At 68.1% G+C, this 17,317-nt stretch carries 18 protein-coding genes and 1 pseudogene; 11 read left to right on the forward strand and 8 right to left on the reverse strand.

The window, feature by feature from the left end; all coding sequences use genetic code 11:
* The first annotated feature begins 336 nt into the window (after positions 1-336).
* Positions 337-1,017, forward strand: a complete 681-nt coding sequence (locus ACFWDI_RS06690; RefSeq protein WP_385301724.1) for a pyridoxamine 5'-phosphate oxidase family protein — start codon at positions 337-339, stop codon at positions 1,015-1,017.
* A gap of 311 nt (positions 1,018-1,328) precedes the next feature.
* Positions 1,329-1,910 (forward strand): HdeD family acid-resistance protein, encoded by a 582-nt coding sequence (locus ACFWDI_RS06695; RefSeq protein WP_385301725.1) that lies wholly within the window; start codon positions 1,329-1,331, stop codon positions 1,908-1,910.
* Between the two features lie 110 nt (positions 1,911-2,020).
* On the opposite strand, the gene ACFWDI_RS06700 is transcribed toward ACFWDI_RS06695, so the two are convergent.
* The 3 genes from ACFWDI_RS06700 to ACFWDI_RS06710 form a co-directional block, all read right to left on the reverse strand.
* Positions 2,021-2,584, reverse strand: coding sequence for a response regulator (locus ACFWDI_RS06700; protein WP_385301726.1), 564 nt, complete (start codon positions 2,582-2,584; stop codon positions 2,021-2,023).
* Positions 2,585-2,675: 91 nt separating this feature from the next.
* The gene (locus tag ACFWDI_RS06705; RefSeq protein WP_385301948.1) at positions 2,676-3,224 is read right to left on the reverse strand and encodes a DoxX family protein; all 549 of its coding nucleotides are present in this window, start codon (positions 3,222-3,224) and stop codon (positions 2,676-2,678) included.
* A 575-nt stretch (positions 3,225-3,799) separates the two neighbouring features.
* Positions 3,800-4,312 carry a PadR family transcriptional regulator gene (locus ACFWDI_RS06710; protein ID WP_385301727.1) on the reverse strand — a complete coding sequence of 171 codons (513 nt, stop codon included), beginning with the start codon at positions 4,310-4,312 and terminating at the stop codon, positions 3,800-3,802.
* 90 nt (positions 4,313-4,402) lie between these two features.
* Between ACFWDI_RS06710 and ACFWDI_RS06715 the strand changes: the two genes are divergently transcribed.
* The 4 genes from ACFWDI_RS06715 to ACFWDI_RS06730 all read left to right on the forward strand — a co-directional run bounded on the left by ACFWDI_RS06715 (position 4,403) and on the right by ACFWDI_RS06730 (position 8,072).
* On the forward strand, positions 4,403-4,957 hold the full coding sequence (locus ACFWDI_RS06715) for a hypothetical protein (RefSeq protein ID WP_385301728.1): 555 nt from the start codon (positions 4,403-4,405) through the stop codon (positions 4,955-4,957).
* Positions 4,954-6,264, forward strand: a complete 1,311-nt coding sequence (locus ACFWDI_RS06720) for a carotenoid oxygenase family protein (protein WP_385301729.1) — start codon at positions 4,954-4,956, stop codon at positions 6,262-6,264. Before ACFWDI_RS06715 ends, ACFWDI_RS06720 begins: the two co-directional genes overlap by 4 nt.
* A 633-nt stretch (positions 6,265-6,897) precedes the next feature.
* Positions 6,898-7,371 (forward strand): carboxymuconolactone decarboxylase family protein, encoded by a 474-nt coding sequence (locus ACFWDI_RS06725; RefSeq protein WP_385301730.1) that lies wholly within the window; start codon positions 6,898-6,900, stop codon positions 7,369-7,371.
* Positions 7,372-7,625: 254 nt separating this feature from the next.
* Positions 7,626-8,072 carry a PaaI family thioesterase gene (locus ACFWDI_RS06730; protein ID WP_385301731.1) on the forward strand — a complete coding sequence of 149 codons (447 nt, stop codon included), beginning with the start codon at positions 7,626-7,628 and terminating at the stop codon, positions 8,070-8,072.
* An 86-nt stretch (positions 8,073-8,158) separates the two neighbouring features.
* On the opposite strand, the gene ACFWDI_RS06735 is transcribed toward ACFWDI_RS06730, so the two are convergent.
* The gene (locus tag ACFWDI_RS06735; protein WP_385301733.1) at positions 8,159-8,311 is read right to left on the reverse strand and encodes a hypothetical protein; all 153 of its coding nucleotides are present in this window, start codon (positions 8,309-8,311) and stop codon (positions 8,159-8,161) included.
* Positions 8,312-8,792: 481 nt separating this feature from the next.
* Here ACFWDI_RS06735 and ACFWDI_RS06740 point away from each other — a divergent pair, with 481 nt between their 5' ends.
* The gene (locus ACFWDI_RS06740; RefSeq protein WP_385301734.1) at positions 8,793-9,599 is read left to right on the forward strand and encodes a hypothetical protein; all 807 of its coding nucleotides are present in this window, start codon (positions 8,793-8,795) and stop codon (positions 9,597-9,599) included.
* Positions 9,596-10,123: pseudogene (locus tag ACFWDI_RS06745) on the forward strand (SixA phosphatase family protein). Before ACFWDI_RS06740 ends, ACFWDI_RS06745 begins: the two are co-directional and overlap by 4 nt.
* A 565-nt stretch (positions 10,124-10,688) precedes the next feature.
* Here ACFWDI_RS06745 and ACFWDI_RS06750 read toward each other — a convergent pair.
* Positions 10,689-11,132 carry a MarR family winged helix-turn-helix transcriptional regulator gene (locus ACFWDI_RS06750; protein WP_385301735.1) on the reverse strand — a complete coding sequence of 148 codons (444 nt, stop codon included), beginning with the start codon at positions 11,130-11,132 and terminating at the stop codon, positions 10,689-10,691.
* A gap of 165 nt (positions 11,133-11,297) precedes the next feature.
* Here ACFWDI_RS06750 and ACFWDI_RS06755 point away from each other — a divergent pair, with 165 nt between their 5' ends.
* Positions 11,298-12,335, forward strand: coding sequence for an SMP-30/gluconolactonase/LRE family protein (locus ACFWDI_RS06755; protein ID WP_385301736.1), 1,038 nt, complete (start codon positions 11,298-11,300; stop codon positions 12,333-12,335).
* Between the two features lie 675 nt (positions 12,336-13,010).
* Here ACFWDI_RS06755 and ACFWDI_RS06760 read toward each other — a convergent pair.
* On the reverse strand, positions 13,011-13,403 hold the full coding sequence (locus tag ACFWDI_RS06760) for an ATP-binding protein (protein ID WP_385301737.1): 393 nt from the start codon (positions 13,401-13,403) through the stop codon (positions 13,011-13,013).
* Between the two features lie 822 nt (positions 13,404-14,225).
* Between ACFWDI_RS06760 and ACFWDI_RS06765 the strand changes: the two genes are divergently transcribed.
* Positions 14,226-14,564 (forward strand): MerR family transcriptional regulator, encoded by a 339-nt coding sequence (locus ACFWDI_RS06765; RefSeq protein WP_385301738.1) that lies wholly within the window; start codon positions 14,226-14,228, stop codon positions 14,562-14,564.
* Between the two features lie 778 nt (positions 14,565-15,342).
* A complete protein-coding gene (locus ACFWDI_RS06770) occupies positions 15,343-15,519 on the forward strand; it encodes a hypothetical protein (protein WP_385301740.1) in 177 nt (58 codons plus the stop codon).
* A gap of 600 nt (positions 15,520-16,119) precedes the next feature.
* Here ACFWDI_RS06770 and ACFWDI_RS06775 read toward each other — a convergent pair.
* On the reverse strand, positions 16,120-16,869 hold the full coding sequence (locus ACFWDI_RS06775) for a hypothetical protein (RefSeq protein ID WP_385301741.1): 750 nt from the start codon (positions 16,867-16,869) through the stop codon (positions 16,120-16,122).
* The gene (locus ACFWDI_RS06780; RefSeq protein ID WP_385301742.1) at positions 16,866-17,285 is read right to left on the reverse strand and encodes a hypothetical protein; all 420 of its coding nucleotides are present in this window, start codon (positions 17,283-17,285) and stop codon (positions 16,866-16,868) included. Before ACFWDI_RS06780 ends, ACFWDI_RS06775 begins: the two co-directional genes overlap by 4 nt.
* Positions 17,286-17,317: the final 32 nt, after the last annotated feature.

The following is a 17,317-nucleotide window of genomic DNA, read 5'->3' on the forward strand; positions in this document are numbered from 1 at the left end:
CTCCCGTGGCCTATCCGCATCTCCGTGGCCGAGATCTGGACAATGGATTCAGTTGAATAAAGATGCAGAAACAACTGATTTAGCGGATCGGTGGCGTAAGCTCTGCGATATCGGTAGCGTGCGGCTGTCGAGGGGTGACCGTCCTCAGGTATGCCGATGCGTGGCCCCGGGAGGGATCCGTGCCCGCAGGCCGACAGCGCCGGATGACGTTCCCCGCCGGGTCGGCCGTTCGTCCCGTCCGGCCCGGCCCGACCCACGTCGTGCGCGGCTTCCACACCGCGCACCGCCCACCGCGCGCCAAAGGCCCCCATTCAAGAGTTACTTGGAAGAGGTCACGTGAACCAGAGCCCACTGCCGCCCACGCTGCCCGCAACTGACCGCACCCGTCACCGCCGACTGCGGGAGCAGGCAAGCCTCGACCGCGCAGCCCTCAACGCGATCCTGGACGCCGGCTTCATGTGCCACTTCGGAGTGGTCGTCGACGGGCATCCCATGGTCGTCCCGACCGTCTACGGAACCGACGGGCGGAATCTGTACTTCCATGGCTCGGTGGCCAGCCGGAGCCTCGTCGCCGCGCCGAACGCCGAGGTGTGCGTCACGGTCACGCATGTGGACGGCCTCGTCCTCGCCCGGTCGGTGTTCGAGCACGGCGTCAACTACCGCAGCGCGATGATCTACGGCACGCCCCGCCTCGTCACCGACCCCGAGACGAAACTCGCCGGTCTTCGCTGCCTGACCCAGCACGCCACCCCCGGCCAGTGGGAGTACGCACGTCAGCCCAGCCGCAAGGAGCTGGCGGCCACCGCGCTTCTCGCCCTGTCGCTGGAGGAAGCCTCCGTCAAGATCCGCACCGGCGGCCCCGACGACGGTGACGGACCCGACGCCGAACTCGGGATATGGGCCGGCGTGCTGCCCATGGTGACCTCCTTCGGTGAGCCGGAACCTGATCCGGCGCTCAAGGAGGGCATCACTCCGCCGCCCCACATCACCGCCCGCAGCGGCATCCGGCTGGGGTGACCACGGGCGGGCCCCGCCACCCGAACGGACCCGAACGGACCCGAACGGACCCGTACCGACCCGTACCGACCCGTACCGACCCGAACGGACCGGGACGGGACCACATACGCCTTCGCGTACGACACCCAACTGCGCCTGACGGAGAGGTCACCAACACGCAGGGGCCGGCCCGGTCGTACGCGTAGCGGCGGGTCCGATCGGTCCCAGGCAGCCGCACTCGACCAGCGGCTCCTGCCGTGCGGGGGTGTCCGGAGCGGCAGAGGATGGTTGCGTCCTCACGTCCCCGGGCCTGTCCGCGAAAGGCGGGTGCCATGACCCACCCCTCCGGCGAAGTATCAGGAGGCACCCCCGGCGCCCTTGCCAAGTTCGCCTGGCAGGTTCTCCTCACCGCCGGAATCGCTGCGATCGTTCTGGGCGTCTGTGTCCTCGCCTGGCCGGACGCGACGCTGGCGGTGGTCGGCGTCCTGTTCGGTATCTACCTGCTGGTCAACGGCATCTTTCAGCTGGCGGGCGCCTTCGGCCCGCACGTGCCCGGCGGTATGCGGGTGCTGAATTTCGTCATCGGCGCGCTGTGCGTGCTGCTCGGGCTGATCTGTTTCCGCGGAGCGACTCAGTCGTTGCTGCTGCTGGCCCTGTGGATCGGATTCGGCTGGCTGCTGCGCGGAATCATGCTGGTGGCCGTGGCGGTTTCCACCGAGGGGCTGCCCGCCCGCGGCTGGCAGCTGTTCTTCGGTGCCATCACCATCCTGGCGGGCATCGTGCTGATCATCTCCCCGTTCGGCTCGCTCGCCGCCCTCACCTTGGTGTCCGGCCTGTGGCTGATCGTCCTCGGCGTGGCCGAGGTGGTCCATGCCTTCCGTGTCAGATCCCTGGCGGTCCATCAGACCCCCTGATCGGGCACGCCTCGGGCACGACGGCAGACGGGCTACGCCAATCCCATGGGCCGGTACGCGGCGCAGGGCGGTGGTCCGGTGCGCGGTGGTCGTACTTCCGCCGACCGGTGCTACTGGTCGTTCGTCCCGGAGCCCACCAGACCCGCTTCGTAGGCAATGACGACCGCCTGGGTGCGGTTGGTGGCGCTCAGCTTGGTCAGCACGTTACCCACGTGCGTCTTGACGGTCTCCAGGCTCACCCGCAGCTGCGTGGCCGCCTCCTGGTTGGACCGGCCCTTCGCCATGAGCCGCAGGACCTCGATCTCGCGGCCGGTGAGCAGGGCGGCCGCGCCGGTGGCGGCATCCCGTCGTACGGGCCGGCCGGCGGCGAGTCGGCGGACGGCGTCCGGGAACAGTACGGAGTCACCGCCGGCTACCAGCCGGATGGCGTGCGCGATCTGCTGGGACGGCGCCCGCTTGCGGATGAACCCGCTGGCACCGGCCCGCAGGGCGTCGTAGACGTGTTCGTCGTTCTCGAAGGTCGTGATCACGATGACCTTCGGCGGGTCGGGCAGCACGGACCGCAGTCGCCGAGTCGCCTCGATGCCGTCCACATCAGGCATCCGCACGTCCATCACTACGACGTCGGGGCGTAGCCGTTCGACCATGCGAAGCACCGCGGCGCCGAACGACATGCCCGGCCCTCGGTGTGCGCGTGGCTCGCACCATCCCCTCCCCGGAAACGCAGATGGCCCGCAGGGTGAACGCCGGCCCGCACGGTCGGCTCTAGAGGCTCAGCACGATGGCGGCGCCAATCCCTCCGAGACACAGTGCGAAGGCGGCTTCACCCCAGCCGCCCTTCCCCCAGCGGAAGGGCCGGTCGAGGGCGAGCCGGCCGGGGCCGATGGCGGCGATGGCGAGGGCGACGACCGCGATGCACACGCTGTACTCCACGCCGCCGTTCGCGTCCCACAGACCGTGTGCCGCGCTAACGGTCACCATGGCGTTGATCATTACGCCGATCAGGGCAGCCGCCGCCAGTGGGGTGAACAGACCCAGAGCCAGTCCGAGGCCTCCGAGGAACTCCGAGCCACCGCCGATGGCGGCGTAGACCTTTCCGGGGCTGTAGCCCAGTGCGGCGAACCCTTTCCCCGTGGCGGTGAGGCCTTCGCCACCGAATATCCCGAAAAGCTTTTGACAGCCGTGTCCTGCCATCAGCAGGCCGAACGTGATCCTGATAAGAAGCAGACCGGCGTCACCGGCGGACACCGACCGCCGTGCTGTGACCTCGGCCGCAGGCCCGGGAGAGGCCCGTAGTTGGTCAGCGATTTTCATCATGGGAACTCTCTTCTGCCCCGGGGTCCCCGGGCGGTGCCGACTGATCGCTCAGGGAACCGGCAGAGCGGGTTGTGCACGTCGCCATGGCGTTCTCAAGCGCATGCGATGCGCGGAAGACCCGCGACCTTGCCGGGACGCAGCCGGCACGGGAAACCTGCGGAACCATCGCCACCGTTCCGGTCAGGCCGCCGGTCGTTCTCGTTATGAGGAGCGTGCGTGACGTCGGCGTGTCTTTTTCAATCATCGCTCACCCCGTTCACGTCTCGCGGTGACCGGGCCGCCGTCTTGTGATCCAGAGCAGTAGGGCCGGGTTTCCCGAAAGGTAGGGCCCAAAGCCTCGGAGTGCCGACCGCCCCAGCCGCCGCGGTTCTCACCTCATGCCCCGTGGCCTATCTGGTGGGCGCGCGGCGGCGGACGGCGCGCCGAGCGGGACGAAGGCAGGAGCGTGGGCGCGGCCGAAGTGGACTACAGCTCGTCTGATGGTCCATGACCGATGCGCTCGACGCCGTCGCCGAGGGGCGGTTCCACGGTGAAGTCCGGTTCCCGCAGCGCTCCCGTCGGTCCACCAGCCGTCAGGCGATCTGGCCGGCCGCCCACTCGGCCCAGTCGCGGCGCATGGCGTTGAACCGCAGGCCGTACTCCAGGGCGATCCGGCCGTAGACCGAAAGATTGTCGTCATCCCAGTCGACGGACTTCTCCAGTCGGTGCAGACTCTGGTACCCCTGATCGGACAGCTCGATGAGCTCGGTGAGGTAGCCGCGCGCCTGCTCGGGCGTCAGCACCCCGAGAAAGAACACTCGCAGGAGAATGTCGCTGCGGGTGTTCCGCTGAGGCTTGGTCTCGGTAAGCCAGTGCCGCAGCTCGGCCAGTCCCTCGTCGGTGAGGGCGTACTCCTTGCGGCCACGCGGCCCCTCGGCTGTCACCATGATCAGCCCTGTGTCCGCCAGCTTGGTCAGCTCGGTGTAGATCTGGCTCTGGGTTGCCGGCCAGGCGGTGGCCAGCGACGTCTCGAACAGTTTCAGCAGGTCATAGCCGCTGGCGGGGCGCTCGGAGAGGAGCCCGAGCAGGGCGTGTCGAAGGCTCATGTTCCACAGTCTACATTCCACTATTGACATGTTGTTATCAGACCTTCTAGTTTTGACATGTCAGAAACGGAACGCTGAAGCGGAGACCTCATGTCCTACCTGCGCACCTTCCTCCCGTGGATCGTCTTCGCCGTGCTGCCCTCGGGGAACTGGCAGTGGGCGGCGCTGGCAGCCCTGGTGGTCGCGGTGGCGGTGATCGTCCAGCAGGTACGGGCGGGTGCCGGATTCGACGCGCTGATCATCGAGCTCGGCTCCGCGGTCTTCTTCGCCGTGCTGGCCGTCATCGCTTTCGCCAACCCGGACTCGGGCGTGCACGACTACTCGGCGGCGCTGTCGTCGGGCACACTCGCGGTCATCGCCGGGGTCTCGCTGGCCATCGGCAAGCCGTTCACGTCGGGCATCGCCAAGCGCACCACCCCGCGCGAGGTCTGGGGGCTCAAGCCGTTCATCCAGACCAACGTCATCATCACCGCCGTCTGGACCGCGGCCTTTGCCCTGACCTCTGTCGTGCTCGCCTTCGTGGCGCACGAAGGGAACGGCCACTCGGCCCTCGCCACGCTCATCCAGGTCGCCGGTTTCGTGATCCCGATGATGTTCACCGTCCGCTACATCGCGCACGTCCAGGCCAAGGCCGGTGTCCGATGATCTCCGCGCCCCGGGCCCGGCCCCACCTGGCGGGCAACTACGCCCCGGTCGGCGAAGAACTCACCGCGTACGACCTGCGGGTGACCGGGCGGATCCCCGCCGAGCTGGTCGGCTGGTACCTCCGCAACGGGCCGAACCCGGCCGACGCCGCCTCCGGACACTGGTTCTTCGGCGACGGCATGATCCACGGCGTCCGGCTGGAGGGCGGCCGGGCCACCTCGTACCGCAACCGCTGGGTGCGTACCCGCAGCTTCACCGACGGGGCCCGGACCTACGACGACCAAGGCCACCGCGACCTCACCGCGGGCCCGGCCAACACCCACGTCATCCGGCACGCGGGCCGGACCCTCGCCCTGGTCGAGACGGCACTGCCCTACGAGCTCACCTGCGGCCTGGACACGGTCGGCGCGTACGACTTCGGCGGGAAGCTGGGCACCGCGATGACCGCGCACACGAAGGCGTGCCCGGTCACCGGGGAGCTGCACTTCTTCGGCTACGGGATGCTGGAAGCCTCCTACCTCACCTACCACCGGGCGGATGCCTCGGGCGAGCTGGTGATCAGCAGGTCTGTCGAGGTGCCGGGGCCGACGATGATGCACGACTTCAACCTCACCGCGGAGCACGTCGTCTTCATGGACCTGCCCGTCGTCTTCGACCCAAACCTGGCCATGACCGGGACCATGCCCTACCGCTGGGACGACGGCTACGGCGCCCGGTTGGGGGTGCTGCGCCGCAACGACCCGTACGGCGAGGTGCGCTGGTTCGGCATCGACCCGTGCTACGTGTTCCACCCGCTCAACGCCTACGACGCGCCGGACGGCACCATCGTGCTGCACGTCATGCGCTACCCGGAGCTGTGGCGGCGGACCGGCGACGTCATCGACCGCAGGCAGGAGGCCGTGCTCTGGAAGTGGACGATCGACCCGGCCACCGGGACGGTCCGCGAGGAGCAGTGCGACGACCGTCCCGGCGAGTTCCCTCGGGTCGATGACCGGCTGACCGGGCTCGATGCCACCTACGGGCACGTGACCTGTGGCAATTCATTGGTGCGGTACGAGCTGGGCAGCGGCGCGGCGACGGAGCATGACTTCGGGCCCCGCCGCATGCCCGGCGAGGCCGCCTTTGCCCCGGCCTGCGACGCGGCGGGCGGCCCCGGCTGGCTCATGACGTACGTCTACGACGCCGGCACCGACCGCAGCGACCTGGTCATCCTGGACGCGGGCGACCTCGCCGCCGACCCGGTCGCCATCATTCATCTGCCGACTCGCGTGCCGTACGGCTTCCACGGCAACTGGCTTGCGGATTGATCAACCAAGCCCGGACGGAGCAGGCTGCTCAGCTGGGCCCGGATATCCGACAGGCAAGACAAGCACCGGGCCGGAGGTGGACTTGAGCCGCAGGTCGACTTCGTGAGTCATCGTCAGGATCCGCTTGACCAGGGCAAGTTCAGCTGCAATGCCGGAGAACGGTTCGATCCCCGGCGGGGCGCGCGGACCGCCGCTTCACCGACGCTTTGAGTGTCGGAACGCGAGTCGGGTGCGCCGTCGGGGTCGGCGTCCGAGTCGACGTCCGGGGGGTGCGCCGAGGGCTTCCTTGGTCGAGGCGTCCGGTGGCGACGTTCGCCAGGTGGGGGACAGTCGGGCCCGGTCGCCGGGCTCTGGCCCGCGGTCTCCTGGAACAGCCTCTGGAGACCACCACCCCGGCCCGTGCCGGATCGGGCTCGCCAGCTGAAGCGCTCGGCCCTGCCGACTCAGACGCTCACCCGCCAACTGAAGCGCTCAGGGGCCAGGGGTGACCTCTCGGCAGTGGACGTGAACGTCGCGTGGTGGTCCCTGCTGCCGTGCGGGAGGGGAGACGCAGGACACAGGCGTTCATGTCACATCCTGCCGAGCTGTTCCGTCGTAAGTGTGTAAGCACCGACAACGGCAGAGGAGATCGGCATGAGTGCCCGTTTGGACGCCTTCAGCAGCCCGACCGTAGGCAAGGTCTTCAAGCACATCATTGCGGCAGGCAAGGTGCTCGAGGACTCGACGCTGCCGGCCGCGACGCAGGAGCTGGTGAAGCTCCGCGCCAGTCAGATCAACGGGTGCGGTTTCTGCACCGACATGCACAGCAAGGACGCCGCCGCCGCCGGTGAGACGTCGGTACGTCTCAACCTGGTCGCGGCGTGGAGGGAGGCCACTGTCTTCACCGAGGCCGAGCGGGCCGCGCTGGAGCTGGCGGAGCAGGGCACCCGCATCGCGGATGCGGCCGGTGGGGTGACGGACGAGGCATGGGCGAACGCCGCCAAGCACTATGACGAGGAGCAGTTGGCCGCCCTGGTGTGCGCCATCGCCCTCATCAACGCCTTCAACCGGGCGAACGTCATCATCCAGCAGCCCGCCGGCGACTACCAGCCCGGCCAGTTCGCATAACCAGGAGTGCCTGACCGGGACTGCTGGTTCCCGTGCGGCTGCAGCATCACACGCCCCGGGCGCCCCTCACCGGGGCCCGGGGCGTTGCTGTGGTCCGCCCGGCGGCCGAGGAGCAGCGAGTCGGCCTGGCCGGCACAGTTCAACCGCTACGCCTCACTCAAGTGGCCGGTCAGGCCTCTCTGTTCGCGTGAAGGGACCGCAGGGGAAAGGATGGACGGCGGACGGCACCAGACGGTCGCGCCCAGGGAGATGTGATGAGCGGACGTTCCGGCCTGTTTTGGGATGCAGTGGACGGGCGCTCGCCGTTGCCGCGTGCGGCGGCCACCCTGGGGTTGGAATTCATCGACGCGGACGTCGAGAACGGTACGATTCGTCTGGCGTTCAACGCGACCGAGGACTTCACCAATCCGACGGGCAACGTGCTGGGGGCCTTTCTCGCCGCGATGCTCTACGACATGGTCGGCCCTGCTCTTCTCGCCACACTCCAGCCCGACCAGTTTCAGTCCACCATGGAGCTCAAGGTGTCCTTCCTCCGCCCGGTCCGCCCCGGGCGGCTCTTCGGGAACGGCCGCGTCGTGCATCGGGTGGGCGATATCGCCTACCTGGAAGCTTCGCTGTCCGACTCGGACGACATGGTGATCGCAACCGCCAGCGCCACGGCTCGCGTTATCCCTCTCAGCGGCGCGGAAACCGCGGCCTGACACCGCTCAACCTTCAGTGAGATCGGTCAACCTTCAGTGAGACGGGACAGTGTGTCCTGTGGCAGAGCAGAGGCAGGCGCCCTGAGTCACCGGTCCTTCAACAGGAGATGCAGCAGCGTCATCACTCCGACGCCAACCAGCAGGGCTGTGCCGAAGGACGGGTGCTCCAGAGCGATGTACACCGCGCCGCTCCCAACGAGCATGAGCAGTACCGTCCGCTGATCTGTCTGATCGTTCATCGGTGAGGACCCTCCCGTGTCTGCGCTGTCATCGACTTCGGTGGCCCCTTAGGTGCCCTGCATCCGATGGAAACGACGACTGGAATCCGGACAGGATTCCCAACCCGCGCTTGGCCCGCCGCCCACCCGGGTTGGGATCATGTCCCTGACCTGGGCCTTGATCATTGGAGCGGGTGACGGGAATCGAACCCGCGCTCTGAGCTTGGGAATCAACCAGCACTTGATCGCCAGGCATGTTCCTGACCGGCGGAAACGCTGCACAGGTGTGCGGCTGGGTAGCGGCCGGACGGTGCCCGTAGTGACCCCTGTTTACCCCTACGAATGGCACGTAGTGGCACGTGGGGTGCGTGGGGTTCGGCTGCAGGGCCGGCCGCGAGCGGCTGCGATGAGGCCGCACCGGCCGAACCCGGGTTTCTGTGGCGCGAGGCTTCATCTGCCGGCTTCCTCCGTACCGGAGGTTTCCACGACTAGCCTCCGCAGCATGCTGCGTATCGCCGACTCCCGCACCGGCCACCTCGTGGAGATTCCCTCCGCGCACCGCCACCTCCTGCGCATCTGCGTCCATCTACCGGTCATCGACAACGGGATCGGCGCGGTGCACCTGCGCGTGCTGCTGCTCGGCGACGTACTCGCGCGCACCGCTGAGCTGCACGGCCTGCAGACCCTGACGGTGCTCACCGCACCGGACCTGCCGCAGGAGCAAGTTCAGGCGCTCGACCGGGTCATGGCCGTACTCGGCATCCACCCGCCCGCCACCGTCCGTGCTCACGATCCGAGTCAGACACCGAGCGCTCTTGCCGACGTGCACGTGCTCGCGCTCGGCACCGACCAGCAAGACAGCGTCGAGGGGGTACGGATCGACGTGGGCCGGGTCGGCACAGTACCCCCTGGCGAGGGTGTCCCAGGCTCCCCGGACGCAGCCGCCGCAGAGGGAACCGATCCGCTGGCTGTCAGGATGCTGATGCTCGGCCATGCCTACCGCACGCCCGTCATGGTCACCGGTGCCGCGCTCGTCGAGGCCCGGCGGACACTGCGGCACTGGCGGCAACTGGTGGCCGACTGGGCGCAGGAGCCATCCAGGCCGATCCCTGCCGACCTGCTGCGACAGGCTCATGCCGCGCTCGCCGACAATCTCGGCGTCCCCGCCGTCCTGGACATACTGCGCAGCGTGGAGAGGGACGCGGAAGTGCCGGCCGGTGCCAAGTTCGAGACGTTCGCCCATCTCGACCGCGTCCTCGGGCTGGACCTCGCGCGCGAGGTCGGCCACCAGCACCAGGAGACGCCGTGAGCGCAGGCGACTCCCGGCGCCTGGTCGTGCTGCGGCACGCCAAATCCGCCTGGCCCGACGACGTGGCCGACCACGAGCGGCCTCTCGCCCCGCGCGGCCGCCGTGACGCCCCGGCCGCCGGCCGCTGGCTGCGCTAGGCCGACTGCGTTCCCGACCTCGTCGTGTGCTCCACCGCCCGGCGCACCCGCCAGACATGGGACCTCGTCTCGGACGAGCTCGACGCCACCACGCCGGTGACCCACGACGCACGCCTCTACCTGGCGAGCGCCGGGGAGTTGCTCGGCGTCGTACGGGACATCCCGGCGCACGTACGGACGCTGATACTGGTCGGGCACAACCCCGGCGTGCAGGACCTGGTCCTGATGCTCACCGGTGAGGCGGACGGCTACGCCCTGGAGCAGACGCGTACGAAGTTCCCGACGTCCGCGATCGCCGTGCTGTGCCTGTCAGGGCCCTGGTCGGGCCTGGAACCGGGTGCTGCCCGGCTGACCGAGATGGTCGTGCCCCGCGGCGCGAAGCCATGACGGGACGGCGCCGACGCCCAGAGGTGCGTACGCCGCTCGCCTTGACCGGCTGCACAGGCCGCTGGTCACTCGAAAAGTGGCGACGGACCCCGCCTGGCACACGACCCCTCGTGCCACGCCCACCCGGCGTCGGTCAACTGGCAGCGAGGCGCAGACAGACGGTACGACCGAGCACCGCGAACGTTGGTGGATGACTGTAACTTCGCGTCCGCACACTGCCGACCCGTCGGGAACCTGCGGCGCAGATTACCGAAAGTCGATTTCGCGATAGGTGACGAAGAGGCGCCAGGCGTCGCTGCCGGAGGTCCTTCGATGCGGTTTGCGCTGGTGGACGTGCCCTTACGGCAGCCGCCCCAATATGGTCTAGACAACAAACAGGCCCTGGCCTCTGACCAGGGCCTTCATCGTGGAGCGGGTGACGAGAATCGAACCCTCTTGGGGCCCTGGTGGTGCGTCGGTGATGTCGGCCATGCCCTCGATACCGGCATCGCCCCGGCCTCCACCCGTCCCCCCGCGGTGCCGCGATCATGCCGCGAGGACCGGCCGTTCCACCGCCGGGCACGGCCTAGTCAGGCCGCACGGAATCGAGCAGGGCGGCGCACCGGGCGAGCAGGCCGACAAGTGTTGCCCGCTCCTCGTCGGTGAACTCGGCGGCCAGTGCCCGCTCCACCGGTACCGCCCGCGCGTCGGCGTTATCCATGGCGGCGCGGCCCTCATCCGTGAGCCGGGTCTCCAGGATGTTCTTGTGCCACTCGTGCGGAGTGCGCTCGATGAGGCCGCGCTCCTGGAGGTTCTTCAGCACCGTGTTCATGGTCGGCGGCGTCACTCCGCACGCCCGCGCCAGCGCGGCGGCCGAGATGCCGGGCCGCTCGGAGCTGTAGAGCAGAGCCGCGTACTGCGGGACCGTCAGACCGGCCGGCTTCAGCGCCGCGTGCTTGGCACCGTTCAGAGCCTGCTCGGCGCGCTTGATGGAAGAACCGAGGCGCTCGGACACGGGCATGGACGTCATCTCCGCATCGTAACGGCCATAAAGCAGGGAAGCGCTCACCCAATAATGAGTACACATATAGCAATTAGAGTCTTGACGAAGATTAGAGTTCGAATATAACTTCGTACACATTCGATCGCATGCGGACGACACTCGCATGCGCCGGCAACGGGGAGGCACCCACCCATGTCCCAAGCGATCACACGCCGCGCTCTGATCTCGGCCGCCCTGGCCCTGACCGCCGTCGTCGTGCCGCTCGCCGCCACCGCGAGCGGCCAACCCGCGGCCACGTCACCGGCCTCGCACACCGCCGCCCGGCACGAGACCCGCGCCCGCGTCTCCACCGCGTACGACCTGCCCGGCGCCCGCGTCTACCCGGAAGGCATCGCTGCCGACCCGCGCACCGGCGACATCTACGTCGGCTCGTACGCGACCGGCGCCGTCTACAAGGCGACGCCCGGGCACCGCACCGCCCAGGTCTTCCTTCCGTGCGGCACCGACGGGCGCACCACCGCGAACGGCTTGAAGGTCGACCGCGCCGGCCGGCTGTGGGTCATCGACTCGACCGCCGGCGTCGCCGTCTACGACCTTCACGACCGCAAGCTCATCGCCCGCTTCGACGTGACCGGGAGCGCCAAGTCGTTCGTCAACGACCTGGCGATCGCCCCGGACGGCAGCGCCTATCTGACCGACAGTTACCGGGGTGTCCTCTACAGCGTCACGCCCCGGCAGCTGGCGCGGGCCGCCGCGCGCGGCGGGCGTGCCGAGCTGACCACGGCCTACGACCTGGCCGGTGCGCTCCCCAACGCCCCGGCCGGCGGCGTTGCACTCAACGGCATCGTGGCCGACCCCTCGGGCCGCTATCTGCTGACCGTCGACATGACCGCGGGCACCCTCTACCGCGTCGACGTGGCGTCGGGCGCGGTACGCCAAGTCGTCCTGCACGGCGGAGACGCGCTGCACGGCGACGGCCTCGAAATGCGCGGCAACACCCTCTGGGTCGTTCACAACGTGACCAACGCCATCAGCCGGTGGAAGGTCGGCGACGACGGCGCGTCCGCCCGCATGGAGCGCCGCATCGCCGACCAGGCGCTCCAGATCCCGACCACGATCGTCCACAGCCGCGGCCGGACGCTCGTCGTCCGCTCCCAGTTCGACAAGGGTGGCCCGATGGGCCCCGGGACGCCGCAGCCGTTCACGGTGGCCGAGGCGGACGGCATCTGAACCGTCGTCCCGACGAGGAGCTTCATGATCTGCGGCAGGAAAGGGGTGCGCTTCTCCTGGTCCGCGCCCGCATCCACCCCACTGCGCTTCTGTGCGAGTTCATAGCTGCGAGGGGCTTGTGGGTGCCAACTCCGCCAGCTGGCAGGCGCGTTATGGCACGTGTACGGCGCGCGACCTACGAGTGGACCGGACAACAGATAAGCCCCAGGTCCCTGACCTGGGGCTTTCGTATGGAGCGGGTGACGGGAATCGAACCCGCGCTCTGAGCTTGGGAATCGCGGCGTATTGGGGCCTCGACTGCGGCCTGACCTGCGCGCACGGGTGCCTGGGCTGACCCTAGGGCTCTTCCTGGCACCCGCTGTTGCCCGTGGTTCACCGACCTGTCGGGCACGGATCGGGCACGAGCGGTGAGCACCCCTCTGGGAGTTCGATCGGGCGCCGATGTGGCCCCGAGGCTCCGTCGTCATGACAGCCGGACAGAGGTGCCCATGCACGCCCTTGTCCGGAGTCGTTGATGTCAGCGGATGATGTCAGGTCCACAAGGGCGGGCTCCCGACATCGATCAGTCATGCAGCTCTGATGAGAGGCCTGGTGTGATACCCCATTCGGCCCATGGGGATGGAGCTGTGCAGACCGAGAGCATCTGGTGAGCGCAGTCGGCGCCGGCCCTTGGGGCTACCGGGCGAGGAGGGCGCTTACGGTCTTGCCGCCGGACGGCCGGCGGGTCACTGCGGTGGCGCGGGCGAGGTGGTTGACCATGGCCCAGCCGAAGCCTCCGGTGCCGCCGTTCAGGTCGGGGGTGCGCATGCGCGGCGCCTGCGAGCTGGGGTCGTCGACGGCCACCTCGATGAGGTCGGGGTGGGCGGTCAGGCGGAGGGTGCAGGTGCCGCCGCCGTGGCGCAGGGCGTTGGTGACGAGTTCGGAGACGACCAGGGTGACGGTGTCGGCCGCAACTGAGTCGAGGGCCGGCTGCCAGAGGGCTTGGAGAAAGGCCCGCGTGGTCTCGCGCGCGTCGGCGACGGGGGTCGCGGAGCGGATGGTCGTGGCGTCGACGCACATCGTGTCCATCAGGTTCACCCTGGTTTCTGGCTCGTCAATGCCCGGTCCTGCCTACCCGCCCGTTGTGCCCCGCCCCGCGACTCCCTAACCCGGCAGGGCTCGATTACCTGACCGCTGAGCGCGCGGAAATCTATGACGGCTGGAGTAGACATTGGGTCGTGGTGTGGTTATGGTTTCTCTCGTAGCCGAGATCAGCAAGGCCCGGCAGAGATGAACTGCCGGGCAGCAGTACCGCAGTTGCAGGACGGTGCGGTGGTGGAGTTCCGAAGCCGGAGCGGTTGCAGGATGGCGACGGGACTGGCGGCCGGACCGGGTGGCCCGCAGTGATCAGGGGCCGCCGTGAGCAGTACCGCAGTGGCAGTACCTGTAAGTGCAGTTCGCAGTACCCAGCAGTGAAGTCAGTGAGCAGCACCTCGGTGAAGGCGTCGGCTGCGGACGCGCGCACCGGGAGGTTCGGCAGTGGGGTTCTAAGCCAGAGCAGACGCAGGACGGGCGACGGGGCTGGCTGCCGAAGAGTGGCGCTGTCACAGGCCACCAGCAGTTCGCAGTACCAGTAGATAGGTAAGTGATCTAAGAGGGAAGAACGGAGGAGTTGAGCGCCATCAGGATCGCCCGGGCGAATCACTGAGCCCGGGTACCGCAGGACATCGATAGTGAGGTGGTCTCCGGTCAGGCAACCGCGATCCCCGCATTCCCCGCCCTCTCCCGGGTGGGCGTGCGGAAACAGAAGGCCGGCGCAGTACCAGGGCCGGCAGATGGTGTAGCAGTTCCTTCGGGGCCCTGGTGCCATACGGCACCAGGGCCCCTCCACACGTTCCACAGAGAGGTGCAATGACAGCAGACGACTCGCTCAGCCGTCTCGATGACGATGACTACCCCGCCTACACGATGGGCCGGGCCGCCGAGATGATCGGCACCACCCAGGGCTTCCTCCGCGCCATCGGAGAAGCCCGCCTCATCACCCCGCTCCGCTCCGAGGGCGGCCACCGCCGCTACTCCCGCTACCAGCTGCGCATCGCGGCCCGCGCCCGGGAACTCGTCGACCACGGCACGCCCATCGAGGCCGCCTGTCGCATCGTCATCCTCGAAGACCAACTCGAAGAAGCCCAGCGCATCAATGCCGAATACCGCCGCGCCGCCGAGCCGGCGAATCCAACGGCCGCAGCCTGAAACGGCTGGAACCTGTGGCGTTCCCAGCAGCTTCGGCGATGGCCAGGAGACAACCTGCCATCGCCGGCCGCCCACCACCTCTCGCGTGGAGAGGGCAGGCGCACGCTTTCCAACTCTGCATGACCCAGTCCGTCATGGTTCGTAGCCGTCCAAATCTTGACCTGCGTCGCTGCGCGCCGACACGTTGAACGGCCGCGAACGGCAGCGGATGAGACCGCGCGGGCCTTGGCCGGAGGTCCTGAGAACTCGTAATCCAAGATCGGCTACCGCTTCTTGCGAAGCTGACGCTTCTTCTCCTTTGCTTCCTTCTGTTTACGTTGGGCTACACCGATGGCGGACCAAGGCCCCTGGTGCCGCGCACAGCGAGAAGTGCCGATCACGGCGAGGTTCCTGCACCGCGTGCCAGCCTTGGTACGAGCGCCACACTTGGACTGAGATGCCATCGCATGCCCTCCTAGTCCGAACCCTCATGTCCCTGGACCCCTCGCACTTTCGCGTGCGGCAGGGGCACAGGGGAGGCGCATGCAGGACGTAGGTGGAGCACGGTTGCGCACGCCATCTGATCCGTAGCTCTAGCCGGATCGGTCAGCGACGGTCATTCCGGTCGCTGCACGGCCCTGGAGGAGCGCTACCGGATTGGGAACGGTTGCTGTGGTTGCGGTACTGCGCTGCTGTACGCCAGGGCTTGGCTAGGTCGCGTTCAGTCGACGCTTGCCCTAGTCCCTAAGCTGCCGAAAGAGCAGCCCAGAGACCAGTTAACGCCACCCTCAAGGACACGATGGTGCGGGCCGGGCAGTCCTCGGAGCGGGCCGCGATGATCTATCAGCACTCGAACCTGGATCGACAGAGGGATGTGGCCGACGGGATCGACGCCCGCGTCCAGGCCGAGCGTGAGAAGGCCGGCGACGTGCCCGACGATCAGGCATCGGGCACGCAACGGGCACGGGACGTCTGATCCGGTCGAGACAACACCAAAGCCCCGGGCCGCTGGCCTGGGGCTTCTCTTTGGAGCGGGTGACGGGAATCGAACCCGCGCTCTGAGCTTGGGAATCAACCAGCACTTGATCGCCAGACATGTTCCTGACCAGCGGAAACGCTGCACAGGTGTGCGGCTGGGTAGCGACCGGACGGTGCCCGTAGTGACCCCTGTTTACCCCTACGAATGGCACGTAGTGGCACGTGGGGTGCTCTGAAGGGCGCGGATGGGGCACGAGCGCGCTTGAGACGGTGGCGTGGGCAGTTCCGGGTGAGGCAGTGGTGAGCTGCTGGGACGCGCGTAGCAGACCAAGAGAGGTTTGTTGCGCGTGCAAGTGGCGGCGTACAGGGTGATGTGCAGAGCTGCGTCCAGGGTTCGGCGCGCGGTGAGCCGGTTGGACCGGTTCGACGCCACAGCCAGTCCCGGGGGCGGCCCGGCCGCTGCTGTGCGGGTACGCGAGCTGGTGCCTGAGCGGGCTTCGACCGTCAGGTGCCTGGATCTCGCCGCGATTTCACCCGAGGTCGCCGTCCCTGGCAGGGTGAACCCTGCCAGGGACGAGCGCGTCAGGTGTCGGACCGCTCAGCGGTAGCGGGCGGCTTGGCGGCGCCGCGAGGGCTGCGTCACGTCGGGTACCACCCCGGCACCCGCTCCCGGAGTTTCGTCCCAGGCCCGGATCTTGGCCGCGACCCGCTCCAGACGTGCGTCCCCCGGACGCACGGTGAGGTAGAACAGGCCCTCGTAGGGGCGGCGGTCGTCGCCGCCCCAGCGGGCGACGCCTTCGGTGTCGGCGATGATGTCGCGGATGATCAGCTGCTGTCCCGTGGTGAAGCCGCCCCGCACGCCGGGCGGATAGGAGTCCGGCCGGATCACGACGGCGGTGCCGGACGCCTGGTTCGACTCCGGGAGCCGGCCGTCGCGGACCGCCGAGGGTGCCACCCAGCCCTCGACCGGGTTCGGTTCGCCGTGCAGGCCGAGGGCGTCGACCTCGTAGTGGAAGCGCCGGATCACATACACCAGAACCGTGTCCACATCGCCTTTTCGCACTGCGATGCTCAGGCCAGTGCCGGACACAGGACGCGTCACGATGTCCCCTTCCGGGTCGACAGCCTTCTGCATCTCCCACCGGTTGGCGGAGGGGCGTCCCGTATGGAGGCGACGGCGTCGGGCTTCGAGGCGGCGCAGTGCCTCCTTCAGCTTGTCGTTCTTGAGAGGTTGGGGCGCTGCGGTGGCCGGGGTGGCAAGAAGACCTGTGGTGGCAAGGCTTGCGGCGGCTGTGATGCCAGCCGTTGTGGTGAGGACGTGTCTGCGGGTTATGCCGGTGCGGCTCAACTGGCGCGTTCCTTTCTCTGAGATAGCGAGTTGCACTGTTTGCGGTGGAGGACGACCGAGGCGATTCCGGCCGCCACAGCGATTAGCAGAAGAGCGGCGATGGACGGGTTGATGTAATCGGGGATGACAATGGAGTGGCTGCGTCCGTCTGACATGTGACAGATGAGTCGAAGCGGGATGAAGTCACCCGCAGCTTCGTTCAATTTGACGCCATTTTCCAAGTCACTCAATGTGAAGCAATCTTCTCCCCCCTCCTTCCCGTAGAGAAAGAAGATGTGGAGACATCCCCAGACGTAGAGGGCGAGTGACGCAGTGGTGAACAGGATGGAAATGTCGCGCCATCGAGTCGCCGGGGTATACGCGCGACGGCGACGTTGAGTGACCGCTGAGCCCAGATAGACGGCAAGAGCGGCCACGGCAACGGTTCCCCCGAATATGAGGGAGACCA

Source organism: Streptomyces sp. NPDC060064 (assembly GCF_042736455.1).
Taxonomy (GTDB): domain Bacteria; phylum Actinomycetota; class Actinomycetes; order Streptomycetales; family Streptomycetaceae; genus Streptomyces.